Raw genomic sequence first — 20,758 nt, 5'->3', positions numbered from 1 at the left:
TTATACAAGGCTTTCATTGCATCGAATTCCTTTCAAGAAGAAAGCCTTGACAGCGGCTTTTTTTAGGATTACACTTCAATCTTGGCTTACCTGATTTTTCAGGCAGAGCGGGTAGGGAGAGGGCTAATTTCATAGAAGGTATGTCTTATGGCAAATTGGATGGACCGATTTTTCGGTCTTAACGAAAACGGGACGACCATCAAGCGGGAAATGACAGCCGGCTTGATCGGGTTTTTCACCGTGGTCTACATCATCGCCGTCAACTCACTGATTTTATCGGAGTCCGGCATGCCGATCGAGTACGCCATTATCGGTACCATTGCCGCTTCTGTCGTTGGAGCGTTATTAATGGGCTTTTGGGGCAATGCGCCCATCTTGCTCATTCCGGGCATGGGGATCAATGCATTGTTCTCGTATACGCTCGTCCAGTCGATGGGGCTTAGCTGGCAAGAAGCACTTGCTGTCGTGTTCGTTTCAGGGTTTATTTTCGTCTTTGTCGCGTTTACGCGCTTTTCGAAAATGCTCAGCGAGGCTGTTCCCAATTCGCTGAAAGAAGCGATCACGGTTGGGCTTGGGCTGTTTTTGATGCTTTTGGGTCTTGAGAAAGGCGGCCTTGTGGGTCCTGGCGACGGGGCGATTCTTTCGCTCGGTTCGCTATCGGATCCGCTTGTGCTGTCGACGATTGTGACGTTTTTGCTCGCGATCATTTTATTCATCCGCAATGTGCCGGGGAATTTTCTGATCACGATTGTCTTCGGAACGGTCATTGCGTATTTCTTCGGCATGATCGACCTCAGCCAAGTGAGCGAGCCAGGCGTCAATCCGGCAGAAGCATTTGCGGTGTTCGGCTCGATGTCATTCGCTGGCTTTTTGTCGACGACGTTCTGGGTAGCGGTCTTTTCCTTGACGATGGTGCTGGTGTTTGAAAACATCGGCCTTGTCCACGGACAGGTGAATTTTATCGACCGTCCAGAAAAGTATTCGCGTGCGTTCCAGGCGACGTCCGTTTCGACGATGGCTTCAGGATTTCTGGGCACAAGTCCGACGGTGGCCAGTGTAGAAAGCGCGGCAGCAATGGCTGCTGGCGGTCGCACTGGATTAACTTCGTTGACGGCAGGATTTTTGTTTATAGGTGCAGCATTCTTCATTCCACTGATCAAGATCATTCCCGATAGCGCAATTGCGCCGATTTTAATCATTATCGGTGGGTTGATGCTTCAAAACATCAAGAATCTCGACATGAAGGACATGAGCGAGACCTTTCCGGCATTGTTGATTGTTGCGCTCATTCCGTTTACGTACAGTATTGCGGACGGCATTGCGATTGGGTTTATCCTGTATCCGGTGCTAAAAGTGGCAATCGGCAAATGGCGTGAAGTATCTCCTGCACTTTATGTGATTGCTTGTCTGTTTTTCGTCAATTACGTCTTCCACGTAGTCGGCTAAAAAAAGCGCATCCGGTTGATGGATGCGCTTTTTGCTTATTTTGGCATGTTATAATAATAGAAAAGGAGCGGATCACGATGCGCTATTTTAAATCGAATATGGAAAAATTGGTCAGCCAAGAGCCGGAACTAAAACAACGGTTAAAAGTATTGATGAAAGAAATGGAACTTGAAAAAAGCTTCGCATTAAAAGCGCTTTACCATTCGGAAGTAGCGGACAGCGGCCCTTTCATGAAGCAATATCAAGAAATCGATAATCAGTAAAAAAAGCCATGCGCAAAGAAATCCTTTGCGCATGGCTTTTGTATTTTTTCAGGATGTACGGGCAGCTTTAAATTCATCGAGCCATTGCTGCCAGGATTCAAGTGTGGTGCCGATGCAATAGCGGTTAATTTTTTGGTCGTCACAATCGATGCCTTGGCCCCCGAGCAGAAAGTGAAGGTTCGGGATGGCTGCAGCAAGCTCCGAAATGTATTTTTCCGCGACGGGGCGGCTTTTCGGTGTGGTAACGGACATGCAGACGAGCTGGAAATCCTGCTTGGCTACCATTTCCGCCAGGCCATCGAGTGGCGTGTCAGGACCTGTGTAGACTACGTGGAAGCCGTTCTCCCGAAGGAACAGGGAGAACAATAACAGGCCGAGCTGATGATGCTCGCCGCTCGGACTAAGCGCTAACACTTTCGGCAAATGAGGCGCAACCGGGAAGATACGGAAAAACTGGTTAAAGCGCTGTTGGATGATATTGGTGATCATATGTTCATGTGCCACGCTGATTTGGCCATTTTCCCATTCGGCGCCAATTCGTACCATGAGTGGCGCAATGATATGAAAGAAAACGGTTTGGTGATGGAACAACGAGAATTTCAAGTCGAGCAAATAATTAAACCGGTCAATGTCTATTTCTACAGCGGCCTGATATAGTTCTTCAATTTGCTTTGCGTACTCAATCGGTTCCTTGTGATCGGTAACTTCAGGGTGATAGAACTGTTTTCTCGAAGTATGCAGCAACTTGACGGCTTCACTGATTTTCATGCCATTTTCCTGGACTTGGATTTTCAGCCATTTCAAGTCTTCCAAGTTTTGGTCAGAATACAGTCGGTGGCCCGATTCCGTGCGCGCAGGCGTGATGGCATTATAGCGCGTTTCCCAAGAACGGATGGTCACTTTGGGCATATCGAGTAGTTTGGCAGCAGCTTTGATATTGTACATAGCATGACCTTCATTCCGTAGTTTTTTGTTATACAAATATTATACAACCAACTATCTCAAGCGTAAAGTTATTGGCTTTATTGTCAGCAGAAAAGAGCAAGAAAAAACAAATCCTTAAAGAGGGAAAGGAGGCTATTTAGTGCATAGTGTCGCGATAAATCCTTAAAATGGAAAAAGACAGTGCGCTTTATTGGCGGCACTGTCTTTAAGGGAGTATAAAACTGATACAAAATCTGTAAATGACTCAGATTTTGGGTGCTTATTGTTGTTCGATTGTACGTACGCGTTTGGCAGATCTTGAACGTTGCCACCCCGCCGTAATGGTAAGTGTAGCCAATAATAGTATCAAGCCGAGGATAAACGGGAAAATGATATTGATATCGAATAGAATCCCTGCGAGAAGTGGCCCCATAACATTTCCGATACTCATATAGGCGTTATTCATGCCCATCGCAAAACCGACTTCGCCTTCTGCAAGTTTTGAAATCAATGTATTCAAAACGGGGCGCAAAATGGAAGTCGCCAGGAAGATAATCAGCGATACCCCGAAGAACATAACGTAGCTGCTGGCAAATAACGAGGCCAGAAAGCCGCCCGCGGCAACGCCAAGGAAGGTGATTAAGACACCGATTTCCCCGAAGCGTGAAACGATGCGATCGACGACAAACAATTGAACGATAACACTCACCGTTCCGGTAGCGGTAATCATAAAGGCAATGTCTTTTGCGGTGGAGTTGAATTGGTTGTCGAGATAAAGCCCAAGGACGGACTCATATGCGAGCAAGCCAAAACTCATGACCAGCGTGATGACTAGCGGCAAAAAGTATGGTACTGAAGTGGAGCGGGCAATTTTTTTAAACATCGATTCGGATTGAGTCATCGTCAAAGCGAGATTCGGATCCGCTTTTTCGGCGTCGCTGTCTTTTAAGACAAAAACAGAGAAGAGAACGGCTGCGAGCGACACGAGCGCTGACACGAGAAACGGCAGCTTCAGGCTGAAGTCGGCAAGAAATCCACCAATCCCCGGCCCAATGACGATGCCGAGTGACATTGCGGCTGATACCAGGCTTGTGCCTTTGGCGCGCTGGTCGAATGTCGTGATGTCAGCGATATAAGCGAAAATGGCCGGTACGAGCATCGCCGCGCCAATGCCTCCGACAACGCGTGAGAAGTACAGCACCCAAATAAAGTCGGAAGCATAGAAAATGAACATCGATAAGGTCAGCCCTGCCAGACCCCAGATGATCATGATGCGCCGCCCGTATTGGTCGGCCCATTTACCGGCGATCGGCGAGAACAGGAATTGGGCAGCGGCGAAGATGGCAATCATCAAACCGGCTGCCATGCCGCCTTGATCGATGGAGACAAGATACGATGGCAGAATCGGTATGATGATGCCGAAACTGGCAATGGCGATGAACATATTGATCATCAAAATTAGGATTTTTTTGCGTTGGTCTTTGGACATGGGTGTGCCTTCTTTCTTATATATACATACGCAGGACAGTTATATTGACTTCCCCATATTATGTATACTTCCAATGCTTGTCAATGACTTTGCAAGTTGGATGTGGATTTTATTTTAAGTGCAAATCCAAGAGGGGCAGTCGCACAAATTGAAACGGGTTGAGCCATCGCGATTCTCGGGTATAAGGTAATATCTAACGATCGATCACGGGGAAGGGGATGCGTATGGATCAACGACTGGAAAGAATTCAGCTACCGGCTTTACGCGAGCGGGTTGTCAGCGCGCAACAAGCAGCTTCTTGGATAACGGATGGCATGGCGATTGGCCTCAGTGGCTTCACGCGCGCAGGAGACGCCAAGGCAGTGCCGAATGCTCTGGTGGAACGCGGAGAGAAAGCGCCGTTTCGAATCGATGTCTATAGTGGCGCTTCACTGGGGTGTGGAATCGACGGCCGTTTTGCACAGTCAGGCATCGTTCGAAAACGTGCACCTTATCAATCCGATTCTTTGATGCGCGCTTCGATTAATTCTGGGGAGGTGCAATTTGTGGACCACCATTTATCCCAGACGGCCGAATGGGTCCGCGGAGGCGTGACGGGGCCTTTGGATTTCGCCATCATTGAAGCGCTCGGCATTACCGAGGAGGGCTTGCTGATCCCGACGACTTCCGTCGGCAACTCAATGGTATTCGCCCATCATGCGGACCAGCTCATTATCGAAATCAATACGGCACAGCCGATGGAACTCGAAGGAATCCACGATTGCTACGAACCGGAAGCGCTTGGAATGCGCCAGCCGATTCCGCTCGTTTCGCCGAGGGACCGCATCGGTAGAAAAGGCATCCCAATCGATCCAGCGAAAGTCAAAGGCATCGTCTGGAACAATCAGCCGGATTCACCTTCGCCGATCGAACCGCCCGATGCCGACACAAATATCATGGCTGGACACTTGCTCGATTTTTTGCGTGGCGAAGTGAAGGCTGGCCGATTGAGGGAACAATTGCCGCCTATTCAATCGGGTGTTGGTTCTGTCGCGAATGCGGTATTGCACGGTTTGATCGATTCGGAATTCGAAGGGCTGGAGCTGTATTCAGAAGTGCTGCAGGATGCCGTATTCGATTTACTGGATTCGGGCAAGGTATCATTTGCTTCAGCTTCAGCTATTACTTTATCCGCAGATTATATGGAAAGAATCTATCGCAATTTCAGCCAATACCGGGACCGGTTGGTGCTGCGGCCGCAAGAAATTTCCAACCATCCCGAAATCATCCGGCGCCTCGGACTCCTTTCCATCAACACTGCGTTGGAATTCGATATGTACGGCAATGTCAATTCCACACACGTTGCTGGAACTAAGATGATGAACGGTATTGGTGGGTCGGGAGATTTCGGGCGCAATGCACAGCTGGCTATTTTCGTCACTAAATCCACTGCCAAAAACGGCCGGATCTCCTGTGTCGTGCCCTTCGCTTCCCATATTGACCACATAGAGCACGATGTGGACGTGTTGGTCACGGAATACGGATTTGCCGATATCCGTAATCTGGCGCCTCGCGAGCGGGCAGAACGGATCATTGCGAATTGCGTCCACCCGGATTACCGCCCGCAACTGCAAGATTATTTCACTCGAGCGGTGGCTCAAGGCGGCCATACGCCGCATGTTCTAGGTGAAGCGTTATCTTGGCATGAACTGTACACACGCGAAGGCACGATGATTAAAAAAACGCTGTAATGGATGTGAAGCAAAGACGGCAGCGCCTGCTTGTCTTTTCTGTTAATCGGAAGTCAGTTATACTAATAACACTTGAACCTAACTGGAGGCCCATGCGCGATGGAAAAAATAACACCCGGCCCGCTATTGGATGTGATGGGGGAACTGTTCTCCGATGAAATCTCGATAGCGGTATCGAATATGGAAGAGTATACCTATTATCGCCCGAGCAAACGCATCGATTTAAAAATTAAGCCAGGAGATAAAGTGCGTGAAGGCACCATCGCCCATAAAGCGCTGACGACGGGCCACAAAGCATCGGAGTTCATCAACCGCGAAGTGTTTGGCGTGCCTTACCACGGAATGGCCGTGCCGTTTGAAGAAGACGGGAAGATTGCAGGCTGCGTCATGGCCATCTATCCGGCTTATACAGAAGGAAAGTCAGTCGTAACGGTGAAAAGCCCGGATGGCTGGAAACCGATCCCGTTCACCGACGTGCGGTATTTGGAAGTGAAGGACCGCAAAACGCATGTGCATGCTGCGGATTTTTCCGGAACGAATAAAAACTCCCTGCAGGAATTCGAATATTTGTTGCCGAGAGATTCATTCATCCGCTGCCATCGCTCGTTTATCGTCAATGTCCACCATATAGAAGAAATTCATCCCGATACCCATTCCACATTCGTGCTGGCGATGGATAATGGGGAGCGGCTGCCCGTCAGCCAATCGTATTCCAGCTATTTCCGCAAACTACTCGGCTTCTGAGCTCGCATGAAAATGCTGCCTCGGACAGCCGATTTTCTGTTTGGCCCAAGAGATCCACTTTTCCATTCTGATATTTCCTGTTTCGCTCTATTGCGCGTTATCATTAATATAGTCACACAAGTAAATTGGGTGCGCTGCATCCAGTTTTTTTAATGAAAACAATGCAGATAATACTATTCAATATTATGAAAACGCTTCAAAAATTGGCATATGTTAGATAAAAACATATAGAAAGAGAGAGTGGATGGAATGGAAAAGAACCTCGAGCGGATCAAAGCGACAGAATTACAGGATCGTGTAGTCACAGCGCAAGAAGCGGCTGCGTGGATCCAAGACGGCATGACACTAGGGCTTAGCGGATTTACAAGAGCAGGCGATGTCAAAGCGGTCTCATACGCGCTGGTGGAACGCGCGAAAACCGAAAATTTCAAAGTCAACGTCTTTACCGGGGCATCTCTTGGCTCGGATGTCGACCGGCTGTTCGCAGAGGCGGGCATCGTCAACAAGCGTTTGCCTTTCCAAGCGGACCCGGCAATGCGTAAAGCGATCAATGCAGGGGATATGTACTTTTTGGACCATCATTTGTCCCACACGGCCGAATGGATTCGTACGGGCGCGATTGAACCAATCGATTTTGCGATCGTCGAGGCTCTTTCCATCACTGAAGATGGGATGATCATCCCGACTACCTCTGTCGGCAACTCTTCCGTATTCGTCAAACACGCCAAGAATATCATTGTGGAAATCAATACAGCCCAGCCTGAATTATTTGAAGGCATCCACGATATTTACGATACCGGTACACAAGGCGAGCGGGATCCGATCCCGTTGACTTCTGTAGATCAGCGCATCGGGACCAAGGGCATTCCAATGGATATGGATCGCGTACGCGGCATTGTCTTTAACCATCAGGACGATTCTCCTTCAACCATTGTGGCGCCGGATCTAGATACGAAAATCATGGCTGACCATCTGCTGGACTTTTTCCGCAGCGAAATTGCGTCCGGCCGTTTGACGGAAAAGCTGGCTCCGCTTCAATCAGGAATCGGCTCTGTAGCGAATGCTGTATTGCACGGCATGATTGATTCGGAATTCGAGCATCTGGAAGTCTATTCAGAAGTATTGCAAGATGCCGTATTTGATTTGATGGATGCGGGCAAAGTCGATTTCGCCTCTTGCTGTTCGATCACCTTATCCGAACCGAAGATGGAACAGGTTTTCAGTGATTTTGACCAGTACCGCGACAAAATCGTCATGCGCCCTCAGGAAATCTCGAATCATCCGGAAATCGTCCGCCGCCTCGGCCTTATCGCGATCAACACGGCATTGGAATTTGATATGTATGGAAACGTCAACTCTACACACGTGTCCGGCACGAAAATGATGAACGGCATCGGCGGCTCGGGCGATTTTGCCCGCAATGCGCGCCTCGCCATCTTTGTGACGAAATCTACCGCAAAAGACGGCAAGATTTCAAGCGTGGTGCCATTCGCCACACATATCGACCATACCGAGCACGACGTCGATGTCGTGGTCACCGAGCAAGGCTACGCCGATCTTCGCGGGCTAGCGCCGCGCCAGCGTGTAGAAGTCATCATCGAAAACTGCGTCCATCCGGATTACCGTCCGCAAATGCGCGAGTATTACGAAGAAGCGCTGACACGCGGAGGCCAGACGCCGCATGTCCTCGAGAAAGCTTTCTCATGGCACGAATCGCTTGCCCAAAACGGCACGATGCTTTTGAAAAAAGAACAATTGGTCTAAAACAAAACCGGACAGCCGTATCGGCTGTCCGGTTCTTTTTGTTCAGCGATTGCCGTACATTTCAGACGTATTGCGGGAATACAGTTCAATGATGTTGCCGAAAGGGTCCTCGGTGTAGACCAGATAATGCGGTTTGCCTTTATTGATGTTCCACATCTTGCTGCGCTGGCGTCCGCCGTGCTGGACGATGCGTTCAATCGTTTCGACGATATCATCGACCACTAGGGCAATATGGAAAAACCCTGCGTGCCGCGGCGGTTCTTCAGAAAAAGAAGGGTCTTGGAATTCGAATAGCTCGATGCCGAAGCCGTCGGAGGACATGAGATGGACATTGCGCATCTTGCGAATCTCCGGCCCTTGCAAATCGTTCGTCATCGATTCCGGGCCTTCTGTTTCTGCATCAAAGTCAAAGGGCCCCGCCAAAATATGAAAATCGAATACTTTTCGGTACCATTTAATCGCCTTATCTAAATCGGGGACCGCCAGCCCCACATGCGTAATTGCTGCCATGATGATTCTCCTCCTTTTTACTGTATTGATTCTGTACCCTTCTACTAACGGGAATATGCAGAAATATATCAGGTATTGAAGGATTCAACCCGAAATAGTTGTTGCCAGACTGGATTTTTAGTATTATAATAAGCAATTGTGAAATTCTGAAATGAGGGTCCTAATATGAAAAATTCCATCTATGGATTGACGATAGAACAACTAAAAGATTGGTTTGTAGAAAATGGCCAGAAGAAATACCGCGCAGAACAAGTGTGGGATTGGCTTTATATTAAACGTGTCACTGAATTCTCGGAGATGAAGAACTTATCGAAGGATTGCATCGAGCTTTTGGAGAACAATTTTGCGATCCGTACATTGGACCAGGCAGTTAAGCAGGAATCGTCTGATGGCACGATCAAATTCCTTTTCCGTTTGCAGGATGGCAACTTGATCGAAACGGTTCTCATGCGCTTTAAATACGGCAACTCGGTATGTGTCACGACACAAGTTGGCTGTAACATTGGCTGCAGTTTCTGCGCTAGTGGTCTCTTGAAGAAGAGCCGTGACTTGAACGCAGGCGAAATCGTTGAACAGATCATGCAAGTACAAGCGCATTTCGACGCAGAGCAAAAAGAAGAGCGCGTCAGCCACATCGTTGTCATGGGTATCGGCGAACCATTCGATAACTACACGAACTTGATGGATTTCCTCCACGTTGTAAACTCCCAAAAAGGATTGGCAATCGGAGCGCGCCACATCACGGTTTCAACAAGCGGGATTGTACCGAAGATTTACGATTATGCGGATGAAGGCTTACAAGTCAACTTGGCGATTTCTATCCACGCCCCGACGAACGAATTGCGTTCACGCATCATGAAGATCAACAAAGCGTACCCGGTTGAAAAATTGATGGAGTCTATCGATTATTACTTGGAAAAATCGAATCGCCGCATCACTTTTGAATATATTATGCTGCGCGACGTCAACGACCATGTCGAAGAAGCGAACAAGCTGGCGAAATTGCTTGAAAACAAACGTCATTTGTCTTACGTCAACTTGATTCCTTACAACTCGGTCGATGAGCACGACCAATATCAGCAAAGCACGCCTGAAGCCATCAGTGCATTCTATGATGCATTGAAGAAAAAAGGCATCAACTGCGGCGTCCGCCACGAACAAGGTGCAGATATCGACGCTGCCTGCGGACAGCTTCGCAGCAAGCAAATCAAAAAAGAGAAAAAACCAGCAACGGTCTAATCTCATGATAGACAGCAAGCCCCCGAAATTTTTTCGGGGGCTTTTTATATGGAGAAACGCAGTGAACCTCCTAGCCTACGTTGGCCAAAAGAGATTTGAGCTGCGAAAATGACACAATCATGAATATTGCAAAAAAAATGAAAGCGGATAACCCTAGAGCTGGACTGGTTTCCCCATCAAAAAACCAAATTTACGCAAACGTTTGCACAAATGTATTTGTAATTTACTGCAAATTCTCTATAATGGAAGAAAACGCTTAAGAGGAGAATGGGAAATGGCTGAAATTAAAATCGAGAAATTAGGCAAACGGTACGATAAAGGGGCGCTGGCGGTCAGTGATTTCAATCTACATATAAAAGATGAAGAGTTCATCGTGTTTGTCGGTCCTTCGGGGTGTGGGAAATCGACAACCTTGCGCATGATTGCAGGATTAGAAGAAATCTCGGAAGGTGAATTTTTCATTGATGGAAAACGCATGAACGACGTAGAGCCAAAAGAGCGCGACATCGCCATGGTGTTCCAAAACTATGCCTTGTATCCGCATATGACAGTCTACGAAAATATGGCGTTCGGTTTGAAATTGAGAAAGTTCAAAAAATCGGAAATCAAAAAACGTGTCGACGAGGCAGCTGCAATTCTTGGTTTAGAGGAATACTTGAACAGAAAACCGAAAGCGCTCTCAGGCGGACAGCGCCAGCGTGTAGCACTTGGACGCGCCATCGTTCGCGACGCCAAAGTCTTCCTGATGGATGAGCCTTTATCGAATTTGGATGCGAAATTGCGGGTGCAGATGCGCGCCGAAATTTCCAAATTGCATAACCGCCTGAAAACGACCACGATTTATGTAACGCACGACCAAACGGAAGCCATGACCATGGCTACCCGCATCGTGATATTGAAAGATGGCGTGATTCAGCAAGTCGGCACGCCGAAAGAAGTGTATGATTTCCCAGAAAACCGCTTTGTCGGAGGATTCATCGGTTCGCCGGCTATGAACTTCTTTGAAGGCCAACTGGTCGACGGTGCATTTGCAGTCGGCACGAAAAAAATGGCGATTCCATCAAAACTATTGGATTCACTGAAAGCGGAGGGCTACGATAATAAATCAATCACGCTCGGCATCCGCCCGGAACATATCCACGTCAACAATGAAGACCTGTCTGGAATCCCGGCAAGTGAATTCGAGGCCACGATCACTGTATCCGAATTGACAGGCGCGGAGACGATCCTCCACGCAGTCTATGAAGATCAGGACTTCATTGCCCGTGTCGATGCCTCAACTTCGATTGAAGCGGGACACCAAGCAACACTCGCCTTCGACATGGCGCATGTCCATTTCTTCGACGCAGAAAGCGGAGCGCGTATTAAATCTGTAGAACGTACGGAAGTAACTGTATAAACCCACTTAACCAGCCCGGCTGAAAAGCCGGGCTGGTTTTTATTTGCGTACAGGAAGAACAGCGGGCAATCTGAAGCCTAAATCGATTTCCTCCACTCCCGCTATGAAAAATCCACAATCTTATGCGAAGCAAGGGAGGGTGACACACCCCTTGAAGCTCAACCAACTAAAAAGCCCGCACTTTCCCCCGCAAAGGAGGAAGCGATTCCCCATTGGCGGATGAATAACAAAACGCCCAACCATCTACACACCTAAGCCTCAATGAAATCACCAAGCCGCCGGGCATAACAGGGTGAGCCGAAACCATAAGACAAGCGTTATTCTTGGCTTATGGTGAAAGGCCAACCCAAAGCCAGGCGGCGAGTTACTCCAGAAGCTAAACCAACTAAAAAGTCCGCACCTTCCCAGCAAAGCAGAAAGCGATTTTCGAACTGACACTATAATTTTTCATGAATAAGCCTATTCACAGCCATTCAAAGCGTGAAAATTTGAAAAAAATGGAGTGGTTCGCAAAGGATACGTTTAGAGCGAACGATTAGGGGAAAACAACTTAACATAGAGTTTTCAAAAAAGGAGTGGACACAGAATGGTAAAAATTGCAGTCGAACATCCATTTACATCCGTACGTGACGCGCTAGTACAAAAAGGGTACCGCGCAGAAATGCTTGAAAAGAAAACAGATGCGACAGATTATGACGTAGTGGTCGTCCGTGACCAGGAAGACTTAACGGATTTCCATATGAGCGTCTCATTAGTAGAAGCAAGAGGGCGTACATTGTTTGAAATCGTAGAAGAAGTGGAAGAGCGCCTCGTGCGCCAAGGCAAAATCCAATCACCGACACCAATGGCACCGGAATACGGTTCAGAATCAGGCGGAGGCGGCGGAAGCTTCGTTGCCGGTGCTGTGACAGGCGCTTTGATCGGCGCAGCAGCAGGCCTATTGCTCGCGCCTAAGAGCGGCAAGGAATTGCAGGAGCAAGTGAAAGCGAAAACTTCGGATTCCAGTGAAAAGATGAACACATCCATCGAGCAGGCAAAAGAAAAAGCCGATGAATTGAAAACAAAGCGCGACGAGAAGAAAGAAGAAAAAGAACTGAAGAAACAAGAAAAAGCGATTGAAAAAGAAGCGAAGCAGCAAGAAAAAGCTGAAGAAAAAGAAGAGAAAAAAGAAGAAAAAGCCGAAAAAGAACATGAAAAGGCTGAAAAGAAAGTAGAAAAAGAAATCAAGAAAGCTGAGAAAGATGCCGGCGGCGTGGACGTCGTAGAATTCGGCGAATCATCGCTGGGCAAAAATTCAGATGGCGAGATCAAGGTCGAGCCAACAGACGCTAAAAAGAATAATTAATAAGTGATAAAGGCCTCCCGCATTACGCGGGAGGCCTTTCGTATGCCAAGGTTATTCAGCTGCAATTTCATCGACAGGGTCATGCGGCGCAGGTTCTGGTACAAAAATCAGGACGACTAGACCGATGATAAAGAGTACCACCAAGCTCAACACGCCTAAACTGGAGTTTCCGGTAATTTGGGAAGTGACCCCAACGAGTAAAGGGCCGGTGATGGCGGCGAACTTGCCAAAAATATTGTAGAATCCGAAAAACTCATTGGCATTTTGCTTAGGCACCAGCTTGCCGAAATAAGAACGGCTCAAGGCTTGGATGCCGCCTTGGCTCGTAGCGACCAACATGGCCAGTATCCAGAAATCCATGATGGTTTCGATGAACACTGCATAAACGCAGACAATAATATAGACACAAATACCGACATAAAGCATTTTCTTGCCGGTAAATCGATCCGACAGCTTGCCGTAAAGAATCGCAAAAGGAGCGGCCACGACTTGTGTCGCGAACAAGACAATCAATAAGCTGGTGGCACTCAATCCAAGGTCTGTTCCGTAAGCTGTGGACAATGAAATGATCGTGCCAACGCCGTCAATATAGAAAAAATACGCAATCAAGAATAGAAACAAGGCACGATATTGGCGGATTTCCCGGATGGTCTTATTGAGACGGCGGAAGCTTTGCACCACCGGGCTCGCTTCACGTTTGATGAAATGATGCTGTTTGACATGGCGGAATAGCGGGATCGAGAAGAGGGCCCACCAAACAGCGGTAATCAAGAACGCAAGCCGGCTGGCATTTGTTACGGACAGCGGCAACACTTCGTTCTGGGCAAGCAAGATGATTAGGATAGCAAGCGCAAACGGAATGGTCGAACCGATATAGCCAAGCCCATAACCGAATGCGGAAACGCGGTTCATGCGCTTTTCAGTCGTGACGTCGACGATAAAGGCGTCATAGAAGAGGTTCGCACCCGTTGCTCCAAGGGCAGCGAAGACGTAGCAGATCAGGAGCCAGAACCACTGGCCTTCCGGAACAAACGCGAGCATTGCTGTCGAAATGGTGCCGAGCAAAAAGAACACGGTGAAAAATTTCTTTTTCATCCCTTCGTAATCGGCGATTGTACCGAGAAGCGGGCCGAGCATCGCCAGGATGAATGTGAATATAGCGATCGTGTAACTTAAATAGGCGGTTGAATCCGCCAGTTCCACACCGGCATCGGTTGCGGCTGCTTTATAGAACAGCGGAAAGACTGCGGTCGTGATAATAATGGAATAAGCGGAATTGCCCCAATCGTATAGCGCCCAGCTTTTTTCCGGTTTCGTAAACTTCGCCATAGCCGAAAGCCTCCTTTTTATTAAATCTATTGTACAAGACAGACTCCAAAAAAAGGCGATTTTGACTGAATATTTGCTGGAATTTTACAATAGTAGAGAGAACGAATCGAGAACTTCGCGTTTGAGGCAATGGCTTGATTCCGCTACACTGATGAAAGAAAGTGAGTGAATGGCATGAAATTGGTATCGTGGAATGTAAATGGCCTGAGGGCCGTAATGAAAAAAGGCTTCATGGAGTTTTTTGAAGCGGTGGATGCTGATATCCTATGTCTTCAGGAGATCAAATTACAGGAAGGCCAAATTGACTTGGAACTTCCGGGTTACCATACATATTGGAATTATGCCGAGAAAAAAGGTTATTCAGGGACAGCCGTTTTCACTAAGCAGCGTCCAATGAGTGTGCAGTATGGAGTCGGCCTCGAAGAACACGATTCAGAAGGCAGGCTCATCACACTGGAGTTTGCTGATTTTTACTTGGTCAATAGCTATACGCCCAACTCCCAGCATGGACTGCTGCGCCTTGCGTACCGCCTGCTGTGGGAAGATCAATTGCTTTCACATATTCAACAATTGGACGTGAAAAAGCCGGTTGTTTTATGTGGGGATTTGAATGTCGCGCATCAGGAAATCGATTTGAAAAACCCGACAGCCAATAAAAAAAATTCTGGTTTCACGCCGGAAGAGCGAGGAAAGATCGATCATTTTCTCGACAGCGGTTTCGTGGATACATTCCGCCATTTCCATCCAGAAGAGGCTGGTCATTATTCATGGTGGTCTTATCGTTCCAATTGCCGCGAGAAGAACGTCGGCTGGCGCATCGACTATTTCATCGCCTCACGCCGTCTCGCCGGCAATATGAGAAGTGCGTCTATTCATAAAGATGTATATGGTTCGGATCATTGTCCAGTAGAACTGCAATTGAACGATGTATCAGCGTAAGGAATTATTCAAGCGATTCATTAGTTAAACCAAATAAAACCGGCAAGCCTGAAGTGCATTCAGACTTGCCGGTTTTTCTGTCTCATAAGAGTTCCACGTGAAACATTCAGACGCCCATGACGCGTTGTGCCAGGCGCTTGCAATTGTCCTGGTCGAAATAATCGATAAACTCATCGGCTTTTCCGTACCATTCGTTATGCGTGATATTGTTTTCGAGCATATAAGACAGCGTTTGATAGACATCTTCCACTGTCGATGATTTATAGCCGTATAAATCTTTATCGAGGTCGAGGTAGGAGCCGCGTCTTTCCGTGTATTCCTGTTGGTCGAACATGAAGAAAATGATCGGTTTATTCAAATACAGGAAGTCCCAAGAAACGCTGGTGATGTCCGTCAAAAGCATATCGTTTTCTTCAATCGAGCGCTCAATGGAGGCATGGTTGAAATCCAGGAACTCGATGCCGTAATCCTGGTCAGCAAGCGGAAAGAAATGTTCTTCAAAACGTTTCATGAATGGATGGAGCGCGATTTGAAGGTGGATGCCGTTGGACTTCAGCAGTTCGCGAATCCCCTCGTGTTCCAATAAGCCGATTGTGCTGCGGAAGTAATTGCTTTCGAGAAATTCTTCCTTTGACAGATCGAACAGCCATTCACGCCAAGTCATCATCATGAGGATGCGTTTCATTTCTTTTGGCGGCTGGTTTGGCAAGTAACGGTCAAAACGGGGGAATCCGGTAATGACGAGTTTTTCTTCAGGGATCTTCCATTTATCGCGTTTCAATTCGTATTCATAACGCGAAGCGCAATTGAAATAATCCGTCCGCTTGAGGAGCGGCACATCTTCTTTCTGGATGAGGATTTTCTTGAATCCCTCGATGCCGTGGCTGACATGCGTGATGACCGTCCGGCGGTTCAAATTCAAGAATTTGTCGGCTGATGGCACGATATCGTAAAGCAAGGAATGCCCGTGGAATGTGTAATCAGCGCGGAAAAACAGCAAGTAATTGCGGAAGCTGCCAAGTGGGACGGCATTTGGAACGCGTCCGTTTTTCGCATAGTCGGTCGCCGGATCGTACATCCAATAAGCCGTGACTTGGCCTGCGTGGTTATTGACCAAATATTTATGGAAAACAGAAGCATTGTCTTCATATTTTTCTCCGAGATTTCCTCCTACCAAGGCGATTTTCGGGCCTTTTGCGTTTCGGTAAAACCGGGAGAGAACAAAGGCTGCTGATACTTTCAAAAAAACTTTCAAAGGGTCCCATCTCCCTTTCTCTTTCAAGGTAACGCTCATTTCCAGCCCTGCTTTCTGTTAGTCGATTCCATTCTAGTTTTCCATATCCAGCGAGATTTGTCTATTCCAAGGAAGAGGAGGGGGTTGTAAATAGTAAATAAGGATTCCGGGGGAGAACAAACGTGCGCCAAAGGGAGGAGTTGACAGAAAAAAGGTTTATTTGAAAGCAGGTGTGGGAACAAGAAAATGATGGCATTAAAATGAAGGAGGATTCTCATGAAGGACCATAATGAAGAGCTGAAGAACAATATGTCTGAAGGTGAAAACGAAGAAACTTTGACGAACCGCCAAGGGCACCCGGTAAAAGACAACCAGAATATGCGCACTGTCGGAAATCGCGGGCCGGCGACTCTTGAAAACTATAACTTCATCGAAAAGATCTCTCATTTTGACCGTGAAGAAATACCGGAACGCATCGTCCATGCACGCGGTGCTGGGGCATTCGGCTATTTTGAGACTTATGGAACAGTCGGCGATGAGCCGGTTGAAAAATATACACGCGCTAAAGTATTTTCAGGCAAAGGCAAACAAACGCCATTGCTTGTACGCTTTTCCACAGTGGCAGGATCCCGCCACTCTCCTGAAACAGCACGCGACCCTCGTGGTTTTGCCGTGAAGATGTATACAGAAGACGGCAACTGGGACCTTGTCGGGAATAACTTGAAGATTTTCTTTATCCGCGACGCGATGAAATTCCCTGACATGATCCATGCCTTTAAAAACGACCCGGTATCCAATGTGCCGGATCCGGAGCGGATGTTCGACTTTGTCGCCCGCTCCCCGGAAGCGACCCATATGATTACATTCCTGTTCTCGCCATGGGGCATTCCGGCAACCTACCGCCATATGCAAGGCTCTGGCGTCAATACGTATAAATGGGTCAACGATAAAGGCGAAGGTGTCCTTGTCAAATATCACTGGGAGCCAAAACAAGGCATCCGCAATTTGACACAGTCGGAAGCTGACGAGATCCAGGCGAAAAACGTCGGGCACGCGACGGAAGACCTCTACGAATCGATCGAAAACGGCGATTATCCTGAGTGGGAGCTGTTTGTGCAGATCATGAGCGATGACGAACATGCCGAACTCGATTTTGACCCATTGGATGATACGAAGCTATGGCCGATGGATAAATTCCCGTTCTTGCCAGTCGGCAAAATGGTCTTGAACCGCAATCCTGAAAATTATCATGCAGAAATCGAGCAAGCCGCATTTGGTACGGGCGTCCTTGTCGACGGCATGGACTTCTCGGATGATAAAATGCTTATTGGCCGTACGTTCTCTTATTCCGATACGCAGCGTTACCGTATCGGGGCAAACTATCTCAAACTGCCGGTCAACGCGCCAAGAAAACGCGTAGCGACCAATCAATACGGCGGGGCGATGGATGTGCCGCGCGGCGAAAATGCGAAAAATCCGCATGTCAATTATGAGCCGTCTGTACTTGGCGGATTTAAGGAAGCGGACCGCCCGAATACGCCGGATTACGAGCCGGAATACCACGGCAAATTGACCAAAGCACCAATCGACCGTACAAATAATTACGGCCAGGCCGGCGAAACGTATCGCAGCTTCGAGGATTGGGAGCGCGAAGAGTTGATCAATAATCTCGGCGATGCGCTATCAGCCTCTGACCCGCGCATCCAGGAAGAGATGGTGCATCACTTTACGCAGGCCGATGAAGACTATGGCCGTCGCGTACGTGAAAACATCGATATGAAAGTGAAGAAAATGAAAGAAATGAAAGACAGCGAATCCGCTGAATCGAAGCTTTACGGAAAACCGGCAGCGAATAAAGTCGCACAAGCCGCAAGTTCCAAAGGGCACGAAGCAGAACGATATTAATTAGAAAAACCGGTGAGTATTGAACTCACCGGTTTTTTTCAGAGTGTTGAAGAAGTCTATACTCCCTTAGAAATAGAAAAGGTTGGACACCTTGTCTATAGTAAAAAATCAATGAATTATCTCAGTATTTGGAGAAGCGTTCGCTCGACTCCTGTGGATCAGCGAGACGACCGAGACCCCGCAAGACGCAGAGCGGCTGAGGAGGCTTGGGCGCGAGCCCACGGAAAGCGAGCGATAAGCTTCGGAAAATACGACTTCTTACCTTTCTCGACAGCCTGAAAAGCCGGTGAGTATTGAACTCACCGGTTTTTTTTATGGATTCAAAGAGGAGTGATTGACCCCGAAGACGTTTTCCACATCGATCAGGAAAGCGATGCCTTTTCCAGGAGCGTCGAGGTCGACTGCCTGCTCGATACTCGCAACAACTTTCTCCGCAAATATGGCTGGCACTAATGTCAGGACGACGTCTTTTTCCGGATCGATGGTAAAGTTCATGAATTTTTTCTGTTCATTGACTCCGGTGCCGCGCCCTTCTAGGATGGTTCCGCCTTCAGCACCGGCTTTGGCGGCCGCTTTGACGACTTGTCCGGAATCCCCGGAATTGACAATGGTTACGATCAATTGAAAATCTTTCGGTTCTGGCATCAGTTCCACTCCTCGCTTCTTTTTTCGATCATCTTCCCGGTCGTTGAGATGGGGCACCCCGAGCAATTGGCTCAAATGGACAGTGAAGCCGAGGCCGTAACCGGATTTCCCCAATTTTCCGGCGTGGCTGATCGCTTCGGCGACGGCCATTTCGATTTCGCCATCGACAGCAATAAAGACGACATCTTTTTCGTGCGTTGCGGGCAGCCCGAGAAATGTGGGTTTTTCATTTCTCCCAATCCCTTCCGCGTACAGGACTGTCGCGCCGTCCGCGCCGGCTTCTTTGGCCGCTGCGATGACGTCTCTTGAAGCACCGCGTTTTACGATGGCGATCATCAGTCTATGATTCAGATTCATGGTTTGGATTCCCTGCCTTTCGGTTAAAGAGTAAGCCGACCACCAGTACGGCGATAATCGGCGTCAAAGCCACAAGCGCAATCATCCCGAAGCCATCGACAAGCGGATCCCGCCCTTCTGTGACCGAAGCGATGCCGACTGCCACCGAGACGATAAATGTGACCGTCATCGGCCCAGTGGCGACGCCGCCTGAGTCAAAAGCAATCGCGATAAATGTGCGGGTGGAGAAGAAAATCAGAATCATGGCGAGAATATACCCCGGCAAGATGAAATACCAGATCGACCAGCCTGTCAAAATCCGTACCATCGACAGGGCGATGGATAGGCCGACTCCTGTTGATAAGGTATAAAGCATGATTTTCGATGAGATGTACCCGCCGGTTTCGCGGTCGACTTCCTCATTCATGATGCGCACAGCCGGTTCGGCAAATGTCGCCACAAAGCCGAGAACAAACCCGATCGGGATGATGGCCCAGCGGTATTCCCAATCGCCAAGTGCCGCCCCCATTAATTCGCCAAAGGGCATGAAGCCGATATGGACGCCTTGCAAGAAAAAGGCCAATCCGAAAAATGTTAAAAGGAAGCCGAGTCCGGTTTGCAGCACCCGTTCTTTTGGCAATTTAAGCATGAACAATTGAAATACGCTAAAGAAGATGACAAGCGGGAGGAGCGCCAAGCTGACTTCAATGAGGATCTCCCCGAAACCTTGAAAAATATGCACATTCACCTGTAGAGCACCCCCAGCAGCATAACAGCGAGAATTGGCCCGATCGAGGCAAGCCCGATCAAGCCGAACCCTTCGCCGCTGCTCGGTTTATCAGAGCGCAGGACGGATGCGACGCCGATGCCGAGTGCCAAGATAAATGGCACTGCCATCGGGCCGGTGGTGACGCCTCCCGCATCGAACGAAATCGGAATGAATCCCTCAGGAACGAAAAAGGAGAACAGGAACACTGCGGCATATCCCCCAATCAGCATGTAATGAATGGGAATGCTAAAAAGGGTCCGGACCATGGCCAAGCCGACGAAAATCGCCAGGCCAAGCGAGACGGATAAAATAAGGATGTTTCTTGAAATATCTCCGCCTGAAACTTCCTCGATTTGATTGGCTAATACGCGGACATCCGGTTCGGCAATTGTCACGGCAAGCCCGAGCACTAAACCTGTCGCGATGATCAGCCACGGCTTTCGGGTCAATGGCAGCTTCTTGCCGATCAATTCCCCGATCGGCAAAAGCCCTGCGTTGACGCCAAGCAGGAACAGGAAAAAGCCGGTACCGACAAAAACGACCCCAACCAGGAATTGCAGCAGCGCTTCAAGCGGCAAGCGAATAATCAGGACTTGGAGCAGGACGACGACAAGCGTGACAGGAAGAATGGCAGATGCGACTTCTTTGAACGTGCTTTTGACATTTTCCATGCAGCATCTCCTTTACAGCGGATTTGGCTTGATGCAACTCGCGCGGCGGGAGGGACAAGAGACAGGAATGTCGTTAA

At 48.4% G+C, this 20,758-nt stretch carries 18 protein-coding genes; 10 read left to right on the top strand and 8 right to left on the bottom strand.

The window, feature by feature from the left end; translation table 11 throughout:
- Positions 1 to 147 precede the first annotated feature (147 nt).
- Together AY633_RS06280 and AY633_RS06275 are read left to right on the top strand one after the other, a co-directional pair.
- Positions 148 to 1,446, top strand: a complete 1,299-nt coding sequence (locus tag AY633_RS06280) for an NCS2 family permease (protein ID WP_068487480.1) — start codon at positions 148 to 150, stop codon at positions 1,444 to 1,446.
- A 77-nt stretch (positions 1,447 to 1,523) separates the two neighbouring features.
- On the top strand, positions 1,524 to 1,709 hold the full coding sequence (locus tag AY633_RS06275) for a hypothetical protein (RefSeq protein ID WP_068464962.1): 186 nt from the start codon (positions 1,524 to 1,526) through the stop codon (positions 1,707 to 1,709).
- A gap of 48 nt (positions 1,710 to 1,757) precedes the next feature.
- Here AY633_RS06275 and AY633_RS06270 read toward each other — a convergent pair whose 3' ends face one another.
- Positions 1,758 to 2,654, bottom strand: coding sequence for a MerR family transcriptional regulator (locus AY633_RS06270; RefSeq protein WP_068487479.1), 897 nt, complete (start codon positions 2,652 to 2,654; stop codon positions 1,758 to 1,760).
- A gap of 259 nt (positions 2,655 to 2,913) precedes the next feature.
- Positions 2,914 to 4,122 carry an MFS transporter gene (locus tag AY633_RS06265; protein WP_068487478.1) on the bottom strand — a complete coding sequence of 403 codons (1,209 nt, stop codon included), beginning with the start codon at positions 4,120 to 4,122 and terminating at the stop codon, positions 2,914 to 2,916.
- 224 nt (positions 4,123 to 4,346) lie between these two features.
- Here AY633_RS06265 and AY633_RS06260 point away from each other — a divergent pair, with 224 nt between their 5' ends.
- The 3 genes from AY633_RS06260 (at position 4,347) to AY633_RS06250 (ending at position 8,360) form a co-directional block, all read left to right on the top strand.
- Positions 4,347 to 5,852, top strand: a complete 1,506-nt coding sequence (locus AY633_RS06260; protein ID WP_068487477.1) for a succinate CoA transferase — start codon at positions 4,347 to 4,349, stop codon at positions 5,850 to 5,852.
- Positions 5,853 to 5,951: 99 nt separating this feature from the next.
- Complete coding sequence (locus tag AY633_RS06255) at positions 5,952 to 6,596, top strand: LytTR family DNA-binding domain-containing protein (RefSeq protein WP_068487476.1); 645 nt, start codon at positions 5,952 to 5,954, stop codon at positions 6,594 to 6,596.
- Positions 6,597 to 6,845: 249 nt separating this feature from the next.
- Positions 6,846 to 8,360: an acetyl-CoA hydrolase/transferase family protein gene (locus AY633_RS06250; RefSeq protein ID WP_068487475.1), complete on the top strand. Its 1,515-nt coding sequence runs from the start codon at positions 6,846 to 6,848 to the stop codon at positions 8,358 to 8,360.
- A gap of 42 nt (positions 8,361 to 8,402) precedes the next feature.
- Here AY633_RS06250 and AY633_RS06245 read toward each other — a convergent pair whose 3' ends face one another.
- Positions 8,403 to 8,870: a VOC family protein gene (locus AY633_RS06245; RefSeq protein ID WP_068487474.1), complete on the bottom strand. Its 468-nt coding sequence runs from the start codon at positions 8,868 to 8,870 to the stop codon at positions 8,403 to 8,405.
- Between the two features lie 165 nt (positions 8,871 to 9,035).
- Between AY633_RS06245 and rlmN the strand changes: the two genes are divergently transcribed.
- The 3 genes from rlmN (at position 9,036) to AY633_RS06230 (ending at position 12,853) form a co-directional block, all read left to right on the top strand.
- Positions 9,036 to 10,109, top strand: a complete 1,074-nt coding sequence (gene rlmN, locus AY633_RS06240) for a 23S rRNA (adenine(2503)-C(2))-methyltransferase RlmN (RefSeq protein ID WP_068464943.1) — start codon at positions 9,036 to 9,038, stop codon at positions 10,107 to 10,109.
- Positions 10,110 to 10,383: 274 nt separating this feature from the next.
- Positions 10,384 to 11,508: an ABC transporter ATP-binding protein gene (locus AY633_RS06235; RefSeq protein WP_068487473.1), complete on the top strand. Its 1,125-nt coding sequence runs from the start codon at positions 10,384 to 10,386 to the stop codon at positions 11,506 to 11,508.
- A 586-nt stretch (positions 11,509 to 12,094) separates the two neighbouring features.
- Positions 12,095 to 12,853 carry a YkuS family protein gene (locus AY633_RS06230; RefSeq protein ID WP_068487472.1) on the top strand — a complete coding sequence of 253 codons (759 nt, stop codon included), beginning with the start codon at positions 12,095 to 12,097 and terminating at the stop codon, positions 12,851 to 12,853.
- Positions 12,854 to 12,904: 51 nt separating this feature from the next.
- Here AY633_RS06230 and AY633_RS06225 read toward each other — a convergent pair whose 3' ends face one another.
- Positions 12,905 to 14,182 carry an MFS transporter gene (locus tag AY633_RS06225; protein WP_068487471.1) on the bottom strand — a complete coding sequence of 426 codons (1,278 nt, stop codon included), beginning with the start codon at positions 14,180 to 14,182 and terminating at the stop codon, positions 12,905 to 12,907.
- Positions 14,183 to 14,356: 174 nt separating this feature from the next.
- Between AY633_RS06225 and AY633_RS06220 the strand changes: the two genes are divergently transcribed.
- The gene (locus AY633_RS06220; RefSeq protein ID WP_068487470.1) at positions 14,357 to 15,121 is read left to right on the top strand and encodes an exodeoxyribonuclease III; all 765 of its coding nucleotides are present in this window, start codon (positions 14,357 to 14,359) and stop codon (positions 15,119 to 15,121) included.
- A 106-nt stretch (positions 15,122 to 15,227) separates the two neighbouring features.
- Here the strand turns inward: AY633_RS06220 and AY633_RS06215 are convergent, their stop codons facing one another.
- Entirely contained in the window at positions 15,228 to 16,376 is a 1,149-nt protein-coding gene (locus tag AY633_RS06215) for a CDP-glycerol glycerophosphotransferase family protein (protein WP_260804526.1), read from the bottom strand.
- A gap of 255 nt (positions 16,377 to 16,631) precedes the next feature.
- Here AY633_RS06215 and AY633_RS06210 point away from each other — a divergent pair, with 255 nt between their 5' ends.
- Positions 16,632 to 18,260: a catalase gene (locus AY633_RS06210; RefSeq protein ID WP_068487468.1), complete on the top strand. Its 1,629-nt coding sequence runs from the start codon at positions 16,632 to 16,634 to the stop codon at positions 18,258 to 18,260.
- 312 nt (positions 18,261 to 18,572) lie between these two features.
- On the opposite strand, the gene AY633_RS06205 is transcribed toward AY633_RS06210, so the two are convergent.
- From AY633_RS06205 to AY633_RS06195, 3 genes are read right to left on the bottom strand one after another with little or no spacing between them, the layout of a single operon-like run.
- The gene (locus tag AY633_RS06205; protein ID WP_068487467.1) at positions 18,573 to 19,262 is read right to left on the bottom strand and encodes a P-II family nitrogen regulator; all 690 of its coding nucleotides are present in this window, start codon (positions 19,260 to 19,262) and stop codon (positions 18,573 to 18,575) included.
- On the bottom strand, positions 19,246 to 19,989 hold the full coding sequence (locus AY633_RS06200; protein WP_068487466.1) for a DUF1538 domain-containing protein: 744 nt from the start codon (positions 19,987 to 19,989) through the stop codon (positions 19,246 to 19,248). The genes AY633_RS06205 and AY633_RS06200 overlap by 17 nt, the downstream gene beginning before the upstream one ends.
- Positions 19,986 to 20,681: a DUF1538 domain-containing protein gene (locus AY633_RS06195; protein WP_068487464.1), complete on the bottom strand. Its 696-nt coding sequence runs from the start codon at positions 20,679 to 20,681 to the stop codon at positions 19,986 to 19,988. The genes AY633_RS06200 and AY633_RS06195 overlap by 4 nt, the downstream gene beginning before the upstream one ends.
- Positions 20,682 to 20,758 lie beyond the last annotated feature (77 nt).

Origin of the sequence: Planococcus maritimus (genome assembly GCF_001592825.1) — a bacterium.
GTDB lineage: Bacteria > Bacillota > Bacilli > Bacillales_A > Planococcaceae > Planococcus > Planococcus maritimus_C.
This window is presented reverse-complemented; position numbering and strand designations above follow the sequence as displayed.

Coding starts and splice junctions, on each gene's coding strand:
- AY633_RS06280 (WP_068487480.1), top strand. CDS start 148: ATGGCAAATTGGATGGACCGATTTTTCGGTCTTAACGAAAACGGGACG.
- AY633_RS06275 (WP_068464962.1), top strand. CDS start 1,524: ATGCGCTATTTTAAATCGAATATGGAAAAATTGGTCAGCCAAGAGCCG.
- AY633_RS06270 (WP_068487479.1), bottom strand. CDS start 2,654: ATGTACAATATCAAAGCTGCTGCCAAACTACTCGATATGCCCAAAGTG.
- AY633_RS06265 (WP_068487478.1), bottom strand. CDS start 4,122: ATGTCCAAAGACCAACGCAAAAAAATCCTAATTTTGATGATCAATATG.
- AY633_RS06260 (WP_068487477.1), top strand. CDS start 4,347: ATGGATCAACGACTGGAAAGAATTCAGCTACCGGCTTTACGCGAGCGG.
- AY633_RS06255 (WP_068487476.1), top strand. CDS start 5,952: ATGGAAAAAATAACACCCGGCCCGCTATTGGATGTGATGGGGGAACTG.
- AY633_RS06250 (WP_068487475.1), top strand. CDS start 6,846: ATGGAAAAGAACCTCGAGCGGATCAAAGCGACAGAATTACAGGATCGT.
- AY633_RS06245 (WP_068487474.1), bottom strand. CDS start 8,870: ATGGCAGCAATTACGCATGTGGGGCTGGCGGTCCCCGATTTAGATAAG.
- rlmN (WP_068464943.1), top strand. CDS start 9,036: ATGAAAAATTCCATCTATGGATTGACGATAGAACAACTAAAAGATTGG.
- AY633_RS06235 (WP_068487473.1), top strand. CDS start 10,384: ATGGCTGAAATTAAAATCGAGAAATTAGGCAAACGGTACGATAAAGGG.
- AY633_RS06230 (WP_068487472.1), top strand. CDS start 12,095: ATGGTAAAAATTGCAGTCGAACATCCATTTACATCCGTACGTGACGCG.
- AY633_RS06225 (WP_068487471.1), bottom strand. CDS start 14,182: ATGGCGAAGTTTACGAAACCGGAAAAAAGCTGGGCGCTATACGATTGG.
- AY633_RS06220 (WP_068487470.1), top strand. CDS start 14,357: ATGAAATTGGTATCGTGGAATGTAAATGGCCTGAGGGCCGTAATGAAA.
- AY633_RS06210 (WP_068487468.1), top strand. CDS start 16,632: ATGAAGGACCATAATGAAGAGCTGAAGAACAATATGTCTGAAGGTGAA.
- AY633_RS06205 (WP_068487467.1), bottom strand. CDS start 19,262: ATGAATCTGAATCATAGACTGATGATCGCCATCGTAAAACGCGGTGCT.
- AY633_RS06195 (WP_068487464.1), bottom strand. CDS start 20,681: ATGGAAAATGTCAAAAGCACGTTCAAAGAAGTCGCATCTGCCATTCTT.